This window comes from Salinicoccus halodurans (assembly GCF_900114445.1).
Lineage (GTDB): Bacteria > Bacillota > Bacilli > Staphylococcales > Salinicoccaceae > Salinicoccus > Salinicoccus halodurans.
In genome coordinates, this window is record NZ_FOTB01000003.1 from 218,910 (window position 1) to 232,082 (window position 13,173).

At 41.5% G+C, this 13,173-nt stretch carries 12 protein-coding genes and 1 other annotated feature; of the genes, 7 read left to right on the plus strand and 5 right to left on the minus strand.

Going from position 1 to position 13,173, the window contains the following annotated elements; genetic code table 11:
- Nucleotides 1–34: 34 nt before the first annotated feature.
- On the plus strand, nt 35–574 hold the full coding sequence (ssuE, locus tag BM271_RS07660; protein WP_046789105.1) for an NADPH-dependent FMN reductase: 540 nt from the start codon (nt 35–37) through the stop codon (nt 572–574).
- A 45-nt stretch (nt 575–619) separates the two neighbouring features.
- Here the strand turns inward: ssuE and BM271_RS07665 are convergent, their stop codons facing one another.
- Together BM271_RS07665 and BM271_RS07670 are read right to left on the minus strand one after the other, a co-directional pair.
- The gene (locus tag BM271_RS07665; protein ID WP_046789106.1) at nt 620–1,747 is read right to left on the minus strand and encodes a trans-sulfuration enzyme family protein; all 1,128 of its coding nucleotides are present in this window, start codon (nt 1,745–1,747) and stop codon (nt 620–622) included.
- A 2-nt stretch (nt 1,748–1,749) separates the two neighbouring features.
- Entirely contained in the window at nt 1,750–2,844 is a 1,095-nt protein-coding gene (locus tag BM271_RS07670; RefSeq protein WP_046791382.1) for a PLP-dependent transferase, read from the minus strand.
- Nucleotides 2,845–2,900: 56 nt separating this feature from the next.
- Nucleotides 2,901–3,133: a binding site (T-box leader), on the minus strand.
- Between the two features lie 399 nt (nt 3,134–3,532).
- Here BM271_RS07670 and BM271_RS07675 point away from each other — a divergent pair.
- The 4 genes from BM271_RS07675 (at nt 3,533) to BM271_RS07690 (ending at nt 7,051) form a co-directional block, all read left to right on the plus strand.
- The gene (locus BM271_RS07675) at nt 3,533–4,315 is read left to right on the plus strand and encodes a MerR family transcriptional regulator (protein WP_046789107.1); all 783 of its coding nucleotides are present in this window, start codon (nt 3,533–3,535) and stop codon (nt 4,313–4,315) included.
- Nucleotides 4,316–4,357: 42 nt separating this feature from the next.
- Nucleotides 4,358–5,437 (plus strand): AI-2E family transporter, encoded by a 1,080-nt coding sequence (locus tag BM271_RS07680; RefSeq protein ID WP_046789108.1) that lies wholly within the window; start codon nt 4,358–4,360, stop codon nt 5,435–5,437.
- A gap of 65 nt (nt 5,438–5,502) precedes the next feature.
- The gene (locus BM271_RS07685; RefSeq protein WP_046789109.1) at nt 5,503–6,327 is read left to right on the plus strand and encodes an SDR family NAD(P)-dependent oxidoreductase; all 825 of its coding nucleotides are present in this window, start codon (nt 5,503–5,505) and stop codon (nt 6,325–6,327) included.
- 82 nt (nt 6,328–6,409) lie between these two features.
- Nucleotides 6,410–7,051, plus strand: a complete 642-nt coding sequence (locus tag BM271_RS07690; protein WP_046789110.1) for a hypothetical protein — start codon at nt 6,410–6,412, stop codon at nt 7,049–7,051.
- Between the two features lie 24 nt (nt 7,052–7,075).
- On the opposite strand, the gene BM271_RS07695 is transcribed toward BM271_RS07690, so the two are convergent.
- Together BM271_RS07695 and argF are read right to left on the minus strand one after the other, a co-directional pair.
- Nucleotides 7,076–8,455 (minus strand): MBL fold metallo-hydrolase, encoded by a 1,380-nt coding sequence (locus BM271_RS07695; RefSeq protein ID WP_046789111.1) that lies wholly within the window; start codon nt 8,453–8,455, stop codon nt 7,076–7,078.
- Between the two features lie 123 nt (nt 8,456–8,578).
- On the minus strand, nt 8,579–9,574 hold the full coding sequence (gene argF, locus BM271_RS07700; RefSeq protein ID WP_046789112.1) for an ornithine carbamoyltransferase: 996 nt from the start codon (nt 9,572–9,574) through the stop codon (nt 8,579–8,581).
- Nucleotides 9,575–9,819: 245 nt separating this feature from the next.
- Here argF and guaC point away from each other — a divergent pair, with 245 nt between their 5' ends.
- Complete coding sequence (guaC, locus tag BM271_RS07705) at nt 9,820–10,803, plus strand: GMP reductase (protein ID WP_046789113.1); 984 nt, start codon at nt 9,820–9,822, stop codon at nt 10,801–10,803.
- 46 nt (nt 10,804–10,849) lie between these two features.
- On the opposite strand, the gene BM271_RS07710 is transcribed toward guaC, so the two are convergent.
- Nucleotides 10,850–11,713 carry a prephenate dehydrogenase gene (locus BM271_RS07710; RefSeq protein WP_046789114.1) on the minus strand — a complete coding sequence of 288 codons (864 nt, stop codon included), beginning with the start codon at nt 11,711–11,713 and terminating at the stop codon, nt 10,850–10,852.
- A 412-nt stretch (nt 11,714–12,125) separates the two neighbouring features.
- On the opposite strand from BM271_RS07710, the gene aroF reads away from it, so the two are divergent.
- Nucleotides 12,126–13,163 (plus strand): 3-deoxy-7-phosphoheptulonate synthase, encoded by a 1,038-nt coding sequence (gene aroF, locus BM271_RS07715; protein WP_046789115.1) that lies wholly within the window; start codon nt 12,126–12,128, stop codon nt 13,161–13,163.
- The last annotated feature ends 10 nt before the right edge of the window (nt 13,164–13,173 follow it).

The following is a 13,173-nucleotide window of genomic DNA, read 5'->3' on the forward strand; positions in this document are numbered from 1 at the left end:
TACATTTTGAAGATCATTTGGAACAGAAGATTTTATGTATGATATCGTAGTCATTTCAGGCAGTCCTTCCTTAGAATCCAGGTCACAGAATGTTTTAAAATATATTGGCAGCATATTAAAAGCCAGAGTATTTTCCATCGGTCATATATCAGTCAGAGATGTACCTGCAGAGGATCTGATGTTCGGTAATTTCAACAGCCCTGAAGTAAATGATATTGCCAGAATTATAGAAAATGCCAAAGGCGTTATTGTAGGCTCTCCAGTGTATAAAGCATCCTATTCAGGAGTGCTTAAAAGTCTATTCGATATTTTGCCTCAGGATGTATTAAAAAACACACCGGTTCTTCCTGTAATGTCGGGAGGCAGCATCTCGCACCTGCTTGCTTTGGAATATGCTTTGAAACCTTTGATTTCCACACTCAAAGGTACAACGCTTAAAGGTGTTTATTATTTGGACAGCCAGGTTGATAAAACATCAGTCGCCCCTATCCAGGATGCAGATCTGATACAGACTACAGAAATACAAATTGATGATCTACTTGAAAAAATGAATCTGGAGAAAAGTTTCTCGTGAAACAATTAAATCAGGCACCCGATTACTCAATCGGATGCCTGATTTTTATATACTGTCCAGTGCATGTTTTATATCGTTGATGAGATCGTCTGCGGCCTCTATCCCGACGGAGAGCCTGAATAATCCTTCTGTTATGCCTTTAGCCTGCCTTTCTTCTTCAGTGAGCGCCTTATGGCTGGATGTCTTTGGATGGGAAAGAATAGATTCCACGCCTCCAAGACTCACTGACACAAGAGGAATATTCAGTTGATCAACAAACTTCTGAGCTTTGGACTCGTCCTTTATTCTGAAGCTGATTACTGCTCCGCCATGATTTGCCTGAGAAAGATGCAGCTGATCTTCACCAGGATAGTAGATATCAGTGATGCCTTCATGTGTTTTAAAGAATGTATATAACTTTTCTGTGTTTTCTGTGGATTTTTTCCAACGGATTGATAATGTCTTCAAGTGTTGGCTGAGTGTCCAGCAGTCATAGGTTCCGAGCCCCATCCCCATTACTACCTGCAGTTCCTGTATGCTGTTTTTGATCGTCTCATCATTAACAATGACAGCTCCTGCCAGCAAATCACTGTGACCGCCTAAGAATTTTGTAGCACTGTGTACAACTATGTCTGCACCAAGACTGAGCGGACTCTGACCGAGAGGGGTCATAAATGTATTATCCACGATTGTGATCAGATTATTCTTTCTGGCTATCTCAACAATTCCTTTGATGTCAGTGACTTTCAGTGTTGGATTGGACGGAGTCTCAATATATATAGCTTTAGTATTCTCTGTAATGGCATTCTTAATGTTGTTTAAATCGGATTGATCGATTGCGGTAAGCTCCAGCTGATAACGTTTTAAGATGGTTTTGCCAAGTTCATAAGTACCGCCATACATGTCGCCTGGCATTATAATATGATCACCGGGAGAAGAAGTCATCAGCGCAGCTGCTATGGCAGACATACCTGAGTTGAAGGCAAATCCGTACTTCCCATTTTCAAGACGTGCCAGTTTTTCTTCCAGTTTCTCTCTGTTTGGATTGCTATTTCTTACATACAGATGCGCCTCTTCGTCGTCCAGGCTTGGACGGAGGAAGGCTGTTGAATAATATAAAGGCTGGTTTGCAGTATCGTATTCTTTTCCTCGTTTAGAATCAATAATCATATCCGTATCTATGGAATTTTTCATGTTTATCCCCTTTTCGATTTATTAATTGCCTGCGTCAGATCCGCTTTGATATCTTCCACATTTTCGATACCGATTGAAAATCTTAACAGTTGCTCATCAATGCCTCTTTTGATTTTCTCCTCATCCGGCATATCAGCATGGGTTTGTGTGAACGGGAACGTGATGAATGTCTCTGTACCTCCCAGGCTTTCAGCAAATGTACAGACATTAATATTTTCCAGAACAGAAGCTGCACTGTAATTTTTATTCAACCGCAGACTCATCATACCTGTCCTTCCTGAGTATAACACTTCATCGATTGCCTCATCAGATGTGAAATGCTCTGCTAATACTCTGGCATTTTCTGTCGCACGCTCCATGCGCAGATGAAGTGTTTTTAACCCCCGGAGCAGCAAATAGCTGTCAAATGGTGATAGCGTCGCACCGATCATATTATGGTGGAGGGCGAGTACATCGGATAAATCACCGTCTTTCACCGTAACGACACCTGCCAGAACATCGTTATGGCCACCAATATATTTTGTTGCTGAATGGAGAACAATATCTGCTCCATCATCAAGCGGTGTATAAAAATACGGTGTTAGAAAAGTATTGTCGAGTATCGTCAATATACCGTAATTATTCGCTATTTCGTATAAGGGTTGTAGCGGTACTTCTATCATTGACGGGTTTGTCACAGGTTCTATGAAAAACGCTCTGGTATGATCGTTCAGTTTCTCTTTGACTGCTTTAATATCAGAGAAATCCACATATTGGAATTTCACATTATATTGTGATTCGTAGAAATCAAAAATTCTAAAAGTTCCGCCGTAGAGATCGAAACTGACCAGTATTTCATCGCCAGGTTTAAAAAGATTACATACGAGCTGTATGGCAGACATGCCGCTTGAAGTTGCAAACGAAGCACTCCCCTTTTCCAATTCAGCAAATGCCTCCTCAAAGTGGGAACGTGTCGGGTTTTTTGTTCTGGTATAGTCGTATCCTGTAGAAGCTCCGAGCTTCTTATGTCCGTAAGCCGTCGCAGTGTATATAGGGCTTGTCGTTGCGCCGGTTGGATCGGTTTTAAGACCTATTTGAGCCAATTTCGTTTCCATTATCATGACCTCCTCTAATATAAAAAGCTTTCGACACCTATCCTGGTTATCAATCCGGATAGAAGGACGAAAGCTAATCGTGGTACCACCTTATATTCACTGAAACATCACTGTTCCAGCCTCATACAGTATCAAGTGTTTACTGTACCGCTGTAATGGGCGGATCCCCCAACATTACTTGAATGCTGCGGCTCAGAGACCATATTCATTAATAACCCAATACCGCCTTTCACCCTTTCGGCAGCTCTCTGTGGATTGCGTCAATAATTACTCTTCTCATCATTGCCATTGTAGTTTGCGTTTAAACTTTAAGTTTAGATTAATATACAAATTATAATAGAGAAAGTCAATATTATTATCAGATAAATTTAAATAATCGAAATTCCTATGTCTTTATAACGCATGTCGCACACACTTCATCAGAACGTTAAGCAATACTATTATTATACTTTATATATTTCATTTTAATTTTTACATCTATATTATAACGATTTGCAGTATTGTTAGATTTGATAGGTATTAAGGTGCTTGTATATAGATAAATATAAACTATTATAACGGCTGTCGCACGGATGTTATAATAACGATACGTATTATAATCATTTATATATTTATTTATAAAAGGTGGAAAAATATATTGGCAGACGTTATAATATGAAATAATGACGAAATATTGGGAGACTGATTACATATGAGAGAAACAAATCATGCAGTATATTACACAACGGCTCAAGTTAAGGATATGGTTGAACTATCCGATCAGAACGTCCGTAAATATGTAAGATTGCTCGAAGACAGGAAGTATGAAGTTGCAAAAGATGAACATAACAGACGTTTATTCTCACAGGAGGATATAGCAGTATTGAAAGAATTTATAAAACTGGCTAAGCAACCCGGCTATACTCTAGAAACAGCGGCTGATGAAATCATTGAAAAGGTACCTAATATTGTTTCCGAAAAGGGAGAGAACACTCCGGTAAACGTTACGAACAACGATATAAACAGAATGCTCGGTGCTGTTATGGAAAAACTTGAAACGATGCAGCATGAGAATCGTGAATTGAAACACAACGTGAGTCATCTCGTTGAACGGCTCGAAGCATACAGTAAGTATAACGAACCTTTGTCGCTGGAATACCGCAGCAGTTCCGAGAGAGATGAAACAACGGACTGGGAAGACGTGGACATTACTGACCAACCGGATGTGAATAAAGATGATTCTGCTGCTGAGGAACACCCAGGCGAGGTTACAACAGAACCGGAAGAAACAACAGAAGGTTACAATGAAGAAAGGCCGGCAGAGGCCATAGAACCGGCTGCAGACTCCAAAACTTCCAACATAGACATGAGCAGTTACGGCAATGATGAAGAAGATAACGAAACATCAGATGTAGCAGTTAGGGAGACTTCCTCTGAAAAAGAAGAGGAAAAGGGTGGATACTTCAGTAAATTATTCAACATCTTCAAGAAATAGTAGTTAAACTGCAATGCAATATCAGTAAAGGAAATGGCATATATGATGAATAAGAACTGGTTCCAGACCGGCATAGCAATAGTCATCACGCTGTTGGTTATTGCATTGATGTTGCAAATTCAGATGGTATTTGAGCCGTTTTATATAATATTGACGACAGTATTCTTTCCGTTGCTCCTTGGCGGTCTGCTTTACTATATCACCGAACCCATCCAAAGGATGCTGGAACGTTTTAGAGCGGGAAGGTTATTTAGCACAGGCGTGGTTTTCTTTATAGTGCTGATTGTTATTGCCGGGCTGGGTGCTATTATTGTTCCGATGATTGTTACTGAAACACAGCACTTGATGGCACGGGCGCCTCATTTACAAAGAGAATTTGAAGAACTTTTCGAATTTCTGATGACACAGCGGGAACGACTTCCGTTTGATGTTCAAAATCAATTGGATAAAATAATGGAGCAGGCAAATGAAATAATTCAAGGATTATCGTCAGGAATAATTACAGTGCTGGCTAATATTATCGAGGTACTGGTGGCGGTGATATTGGTACCATTCTTTTTATTTTTCATGCTGAAAGATCATGAAAAATTCATACCTGCTGCCATAAGTCCTTTTTCAGGAACACTAAAACAATTTTTGAATGAGTTGTTAAATGATATCGACTATACACTTAAAGCTTTCATACAGGGCCAGGTTCTGGTAAGTATCATACTGGCCGTAATCCTGTATACAGGGTATGCAATCATTGGCTTGGATTATGCGATACTGCTGGCGTTATTTGCACTATTTATGAATGTGATTCCTTTTATTGGTCCGTGGATAGCTTTTGCCCCGGCATTGATATTAGCTTTGATTCAGGACCCGATTATGGGAGTGTGGGTGGCTCTCATCACATTGATTGCACAGCAAATCGACGGTAACATAATAACGCCCAACGTTATGGGTCAGAAGCTGCATCTCCATCCGCTCACTATCATCACAGTTGTTTTGGCAGCAGGGAATATTGCCGGTTTTGTCGGTATGCTTATTGCAATTCCTTTTTACGCAGTAATTAAGGCCGCAATACAGAACATATGGCGTTACCGGAGAAATATTTCTAAAACAATGTTCAGCGAATCCTGATGCACATGGACGCCCTTCTTATAGGAAGGGCGTTTTAAGTTTAAATATAACGAGGTGCTTATTTAATGAGAAAAGTAATTTGGATAACCGGTGCTACAAGTGGTTTTGGTATGGCGGCGGCTTTGAAATTATTGAGAGGAACGGATCATCAGATTTGTGTGAGTGGCAGGCGCACTGAGCTGTTGGACATCTTGGTCAAAGAGGGTGCATTTGCCTATCCTTTGGATGTTACAGACCCAGAGCAGGTACATGAAATCAGAATGAATATTGAAAATGATTTAGGTGATATAGATGCTGTACTTGTAAATGCAGGGTACGGTCTTTATGGTCCAATAGAAGAAGTGCCTGGAGAAGCCATGATCAGACAGTTCGAAGTTAATGTATTTGGAGCAGTGGAGACGATACGTTCTGTACTTTCCAGCATGAGAAAGAATGGATCAGGCCGCATAGTCATCACAAGTTCTTCGGCCGCCCATGTATCGAGTGCCGGGATGGGGTATTATGCGGCAACGAAACATAGTATTAAAGCAATTGGAACGGCATTACGGCAGGAAGTGAAATCTCACGGGATAGATGTCGTAATGATTGAACCCGGGATTGTGAACACTCCTTTTGGTACAGTTGCGCTGAACAATAATTACATGAATACGGAGAGCGGGGCTTATGCATCGATGATGAAAGAGCTCAAACAGTATATGCTTAAAGCTTTCACTCGGGCACCAAGTACAGAGGAGACCCGTGATACCATGGTCAGAGCCCTTATTGGAGAAAAGGTGAAGCCTGTCTACAGAACGACCACAGGATCTTTTGGACTGTCGTATTTAAGCAAATTGCTGCCCGCCGCTGCATATGATTTTGTAATAAGGGAAGGTATAAAAAGATTGAAATAGAAGGTGGGCATCCTGCTTTATTTTAGGGCAGGATAATGTCATCATTAATAAAGTGTCATTACTTTTGAACAGGACGGATATAATGCTTGAATCTTTTACAATCGGATCATTCGAAATCTCATCTTTATATATTGCATTCGCAGCAGCATTTCTGGTTTCCTATCTGATGATTTGGAATTCAGAAGAGAAAAAACATTTATTCAGTCATTGGTTGAATGCCGTAATCATTCTTTTTCTGATATATAAACTTTCCTACATCATATTTAATTGGAATGTCTTCACAGGCTCGCCTTTAAATGTGCTCTATTATGATGGGGGACAACAGGGTCTCCTGGCGGGGCTTATTGTCATGTTCATATATATGATATATCGCTCAAACAGTTTATTTTATGCGGAAGCTTACAGCATTTTCAGTGTCGCCTTCATCACATTGTATGGAGTACTGGAGCTCAGGGTGATCACACAGCCGCCGTACATCATCATGGCTGTTGTATCTCTTGTTGCTCTTATCGCAATTTATTTTATGTGGCACAGATTCAGAGCGATTGCCGTCATATTTATAATATTATTTGTAACGCAGTTGATTGTGCGCTTCTTCATATTCAACGGGGAAACCATCCTTTCATTGTCACTGATGCAGTGGTGGATTTCGGGCAGTATTGTTTATGTGCTGCTTACAACGGAAAAAGGAATGAGAGATGAAAATGGACCGCAGCTCCCATAAGGAGTGACGGTCCATTTTTCTCTATTAAAATGCCGGCTCAGATGGTGCCGATGCTTTTTTAATGCTGATATACCCTTTTTCTACGTTTATTGCGTTATCATACCCCCGTGCCTTCAAAGCACTCAGGGCTATTGCAGAGCGGACGCCGGACTGACAGTGGACATAAACTTTATCTTCTTCATTGAAGGGAAGTTCTTTATCAAGTAAATGACCGTAGTGCATGTGAACGGCATCATCCACGTTACCATCGTTATATTCAGCCGTAGTACGAACATCCAGAACTTTTGCATTTTTCCGGTCGGCTAAAAATGTTTCAGGTGAAACATTTTCATAGGAATCATCAAAATATTGATCCGCTTTATCCACAGGTACAATGACCTCCAATTTATCATAGCCGATTGAAGCGAGGTCCTTCTGCAGTGCCTCACTGTTTACAGGGTCGGCAATTACTGTCATCGGCCGATTATAATCGATGTACCATCCAGCAAATTGGAGGAACTTTTTATTATAATGGACGTTTAGGGAACCTTTCATGAAGGCTTTATTGAATGCTTCTTTTGTTCTCAAGTCAAAAACCTGTCCGGGTAATACATGGGGAGCGCCGATGGACACTTCTTTAAGGTTGAATTCCGGCAGTCCCTCTTTGTTCACTTTCTTCATCTGGGAAAAATAAGAAGGGGGCTCCGGCTGGTCACTTGTCAATTCGTCGATGAAACCCTGTCTGCCAGCGACATTGAACACCCAGTTGTTTGCTTTCTCATAACCGAGAGTGGAGAGCGGCACTGCTCCGAGAGATTTACCACAGGGAGAGCCTGCACCATGGCCCGGCCATATTTGCAGTAAGTCGGGTAGTGCTTCAACTTTTTGAATCGACTCAAACATCTGGTTTGCACCGTCCTCAGTGGCACCTTCTGCGTTGGTCGTTTCTTCCAGGAGATCCGGCCGCCCGACATCTCCAACGAACAGGAAATCACCTGTAAACATTCCCATTGGCACTTCACTGCCGGCACCTTTATCAGTAAGCTTGAAACTGATGCTTTCCGGTGTATGGCCCGGTGTATGGAGGACTTCCAGTTCGACATTGCCCACTTTGATTATATCTCCATCCTTCAGGAACACGGTGTCTTCGGGAACATTTTGATATTTCCAGTCTTCATCACCTTCATCAGATACATAAAGTGTTGCTCCAAGCTTTCTTGATGCGTCCCTGATTCCGGATGCAAAATCTGCATGAATATGTGTTTCGGCTGCATGTCCGATTTTATAACCTTCATTTTCAGCAATTTCAATATAGTCATCAAGAATACGTGACGGATCGATGACGATGGCTTCTTTCGTCTGCTGACATGCTACAAAATACGAAGTTTGAGAAAGCTTGCTGTCATATAGCTGTTTGAAATACATTACGCCACTCTCCTTTTTAAAATCTGATTCAATTATAGGAAAAAATGAATGGAAGAGCACAATATAAATGTTTTCTTAACAAAATTAAAAGAGCGGATTTTATAAAATCCGCTCTTTTATCTGCTAATAGACTTCACCGCATGTCACAGCAATCAAAGCTTTGATTGTATGCATACGGTTTTCTGCCTGCTCGAATACTTTGGAGTATCCGGCCCTGAAGACTTCATCTGTAACTTCAAAACCACTTTCCCCGAATTTGTCGTATACCAGTTTTCCGATATCAGTCTCGGTATTGTGGATTGCCGGAAGACAATGGAGGAAAATCGTATCCGGTTTCCCCGTCATATCAATCATATCCTGATTGACCTGATATGCATTCAGCATCTTATATCTTTCATCCAGCTGATCCTCCTCTCCCATTGAACACCAGACGTCGGTATAAATCACATCACTGCCTATAATACCTGCTTCAACATTGGAAGTGATCAGAGATTTACTGCCGGAGAGCTCCTGCAATTCCTTTGCCAGTTTTTGAACAGAAAGTTCAGGCTGGAGAGAATCAGGTGCCACAATATGGATATTCACACCGAGTATTGCTCCAGTCACAAGCAGGGAATGTGCAACATTATTCCTGCCATCTCCTACAAAGGTCACTGTTTTCCCGTGGTATGTACCAAGGTGTTCTTTAATTGTAAGAAAGTCAGCGAGCATCTGTGTCGGGTGCCATTCATTTGTCAGAGCATTCCAGACAGGGATGCCTGAATGTTTGCCGAGCGCTTCAACCGTATCCTGCTCAAATCCTCTGAATGCAATGCCATCAAACATTGAGCCAAGCACTTTTGCTGTATCTTCAACTGATTCTTTGGCGCCGAGCTGTATATCATTCTTATTGAGATATTCAACAGATGCGCCGAGTTTACCTGCAGCTACTGTGAAAGCGGATCTGGTTCTGGTTGACTGCTTCTCAAAAATGAGTGCAATATGTTTGCCGCTCATGAAACGCTGGGGGATACCGTGTTTTTCTTTAGTTTTAAGATGTTCTGCGAAGTCGATCAGTGTCTCAAGTTCTTCTTTATCAAAGTCATACTCCTTCAAAAAGTTTTTGCTTTGAAAGTTCATAAGTTTTAATTGTTTTGCCGCCCCAAGAAATCATCTCCTAAAAAAGTAATTAAAGAATATTATACAATAAAACATCTAAAAATCAAATAAATATTTAAAATAATGCATAATAATTATATTTAGAGAATTGGAAAACGCATGATATTCTATTGGATTGACTTTGCGTGAAAAATGGCCTACAATACCGAATGACGAACAAATATTAACTATAATGCCATAACATTCGTATTAAAGGGGTAAAAACCATGGAAAACGTATTTGATTATGAAGATATACAGCTAATTCCTAATAAATGTATCGTAAACAGCCGATCTGAATGTGATACATCAGTAACGCTTGGAAGTCATACTTTCAAACTGCCTGTTGTACCTGCCAATATGCAAACAATCATTGATGAAAAAATCGCTTTGACTCTGGCGGAAAAAGGCTACTTTTATATCATGCACCGCTTCCAGCCGGAAGCACGCATCCAATTTATAAAAGATATGCATGCTAAAAACTTGATTGCTTCAATCAGTGTTGGTGTCAAAGAGGAAGAATATGCATTTATCGATCAGCTTAAGACCGAAGGGCTGGTGCCTGAATATATGACGATCGATATCGCCCACGGGCATTCAAATGCTGTAATTGAAATGATCGAGTACATCAAGGAGCACATTCCGGAGACGTTCCTCATTGCCGGGAATGTTGGAACGCCTGAAGCGGTACGCGAATTGGAGCATGCCGGCGCTGATGCTACAAAAGTAGGAATCGGACCGGGCAAGGTTTGTATCACTAAGATCAAAACAGGATTCGGTACAGGAGGCTGGCAGCTCGCAGCGCTTCGCTGGTGTGCAAAAGCCGCGACGAAACCAATCATTGCCGATGGCGGTATAAGAACACATGGGGATATCGCTAAATCAGTGCGTTTCGGAGCATCCATGGTGATGATTGGTTCGTTATTTGCAGGGCATGAAGAATCACCTGGAGAAACAGTCGAGCGTGATGGCAGGAAGTATAAGGAATACTTCGGTTCCGCATCTGAATTCCAAAAAGGTGAGAAGAAAAACGTTGAAGGTAAAAAGATGTTTGTCGATTATAAAGGCCCGATTCAGGATACATTGACGGAAATGCAGCAGGATCTGCAATCCTCCATTTCCTATGCAGGCGGCAACACTCTCGAAGCCATCAGGACAGTAGATTATGTAATGGTTAAAAACTCCATCTTCAATGGAGATAAAGTATATTAGTATAATATGAACGGGAGTGGCTCAATCAAGAGCCACTCCCGTTTTTTTATTTCCAGAGGGATTCGTCTAAATTATGAAGGTCGTGATAGCGGTGTCTCGATTCAATCATCATTTTCTGCATCGTTTCTATATCTTCATTTTCAATTGCCTTTGTCAGCTGATCGAGCTGCCCTTTGAATCCTTCTATATGACTGAGCAGATGGTCTTTATTCATAATGAAAAGCTCGGGCCATAACTTTTCATTGATGTTGGTGATCCGGGTAAGATCCCTGTAGCTGTCCCCGGTGTAGGCTTTTGTATTACGGTCGTTGTCATCACTGTTGATGAGTGAGACTGCGATGACATGGGCAAGCTGACTCGTGAAGCCGATGACTTCGTCATGGAAATCGGGTGAGATTGATGAAATATTCTTAAATCCGATTTTCCGGACGAAGTCAGTGAGCAGTTTAATATTACCTTCGCTGTTCCGGGGAATCGGTGTGAACAGATAATTCGCTCCCTGGAATACCTCGCCGCTTGCGAACGCGAGCCCTCTGTTCTCACGGCCGGCCATAGGGTGGCCGAATACGAAGTCGACATTATCAGGCAGCAACGGTTCGATTTCTTCTATAATGGAGCGTTTTATCCCGGTTACATCTGTCAGGATGGCACCTTCTTTGAAGTAGGGGGCATAAGATGCTACAAGAGACTTCAGGATCATAGGATAGACTGAGAAGATGATCAGATCCGCCTCAGGAATGATTTCTTCAGGAGTTTCATATCCTTTTGTGATCAAACCGCTCTCTTCTGCGTCCCGCAATGATTCAGCATCAATATCTATTGCGTATATCTCATGTTCGGGCGCGTAAGTTTTTATGGCAAGGGCAAATGAACCACCGATGTTTCCGAGCCCTGCAATTACTATTTTCATGAATAAACCTCCACTTTCAATATATTAAATTAGTATATACATAAACAATTCTCAGTGCAATCCGATATTTCTGATAATTCTGTATTGACAAAACAATCTATACGCTATATACTTACTCTCAACACATCCCAAAAGAGGCGATTATATATGTTACTCACTATACAACAACAACATAATCGATTTTACTTTAGCTATTTTTGATACCGTTTGTACCCATCACATGCGTACAAACGTAAAACGAACCTTTTATGTTTGTATCAAGTGATGGCTAAAGCATTTTGTGATGTCTAGCCATTTATCCTAAATAAGTGGCTAGAGAACCTGTATATTATTTTATAAACTTCACCGCCACTTATTTAAGATATAAGTGGCGGTTTTATTTTTATCAAAATTCAATGGGAGGTTTTATTTTATGATTATTCACGTAAAGCAGGACGCAAAGGAACAGGAAATCCAGGAACTGACGACAAATATTAAGGAGGCAGGTTTCGAGGTGCACCGTTCGGACGGCAGGAACCGCACAATCATCGGATTGATCGGGGACACTTCGAAAATTACAGAAAACGATATGAAAAGATTCCAGGTCGTAGAGGATGCCCACCGCATTTCAGCACCATACAAAAAGGCGAACCGTCATTTCCACGAAGATGACAGCATCATCGATATCGACGGTGTCAAAGTAGGCGCCGAGAATTTCATGGTGTGTGCAGGTCCGTGTTCAGTTGAAAATGAAGAAGATACAGTAGCGCTTGCGAAACGCCTGAAAGCTGCCGGAGCCAATACTCTGAGAGGCGGTGCGTTCAAGCCGAGAACTTCCCCTTATGCTTTCCAGGGACTTGGTGTTGAAGGGCTCCGCATTCTGCAGACTGCAAAGAAGGAAACAGGTCTGCCTGTAGTATCTGAGCTGATGTCCACAGATTACCTCGATGAGTTCGTAGAGATGGTGGATGTCATCCAGGTGGGTGCACGCAATATGCAAAACTTCGATCTGTTGAAAGCGATCGGTAAAACGAACAAACCAGTACTATTGAAACGTGGTATGTCTGCAACAATGAAAGAATGGTTGATGTCTGCCGAGTACGTTATGGCAGGAGGGAATGAGAACGTCATTTTCTGTGAACGTGGTATCCGTACTTTTGAAACTGCAACACGTAATACACTTGATTTGCAGACCGTGCCGGTTATTCAAAAAGAATCACATCTTCCGATCGTGATTGATCCTTCCCATGCTGCAGGAATCAGACACATCATCCCTTCTATGGCGAAAGCGGCAGTGATGTCAGGAGCAAACGGTCTTCAGATTGAAGTACACCAGGACCCTGAAAATGCATGGAGTGACGGACAGCAGTGTCTGACACCGGATGAATTCGATGAGTTGATGACAACAATCAATATGCTGCTTGAAATTGAGAAGAAAACGACGGGCATGGAAGCGATCGTTCAGAAATAATTAAAGAAGG

Bases quoted from the DNA above. Each gene is read 5' to 3' on its own strand.
- ssuE (WP_046789105.1), top strand. From the start codon at position 35: ATGTATGATATCGTAGTCATTTCAGGCAGTCCTTCCTTAGAATCCAGG.
- BM271_RS07690 (WP_046789110.1), top strand. From the start codon at position 6,410: ATGCTTGAATCTTTTACAATCGGATCATTCGAAATCTCATCTTTATAT.
- BM271_RS07685 (WP_046789109.1), top strand. From the start codon at position 5,503: ATGAGAAAAGTAATTTGGATAACCGGTGCTACAAGTGGTTTTGGTATG.
- BM271_RS07665 (WP_046789106.1), bottom strand. From the start codon at position 1,747: ATGAAAAATTCCATAGATACGGATATGATTATTGATTCTAAACGAGGA.
- guaC (WP_046789113.1), top strand. From the start codon at position 9,820: ATGGAAAACGTATTTGATTATGAAGATATACAGCTAATTCCTAATAAA.
- BM271_RS07680 (WP_046789108.1), top strand. From the start codon at position 4,358: ATGATGAATAAGAACTGGTTCCAGACCGGCATAGCAATAGTCATCACG.
- aroF (WP_046789115.1), top strand. From the start codon at position 12,126: ATGATTATTCACGTAAAGCAGGACGCAAAGGAACAGGAAATCCAGGAA.
- BM271_RS07675 (WP_046789107.1), top strand. From the start codon at position 3,533: ATGAGAGAAACAAATCATGCAGTATATTACACAACGGCTCAAGTTAAG.
- argF (WP_046789112.1), bottom strand. From the start codon at position 9,574: ATGAACTTTCAAAGCAAAAACTTTTTGAAGGAGTATGACTTTGATAAA.
- BM271_RS07695 (WP_046789111.1), bottom strand. From the start codon at position 8,455: ATGTATTTCAAACAGCTATATGACAGCAAGCTTTCTCAAACTTCGTAT.
- BM271_RS07710 (WP_046789114.1), bottom strand. From the start codon at position 11,713: ATGAAAATAGTAATTGCAGGGCTCGGAAACATCGGTGGTTCATTTGCC.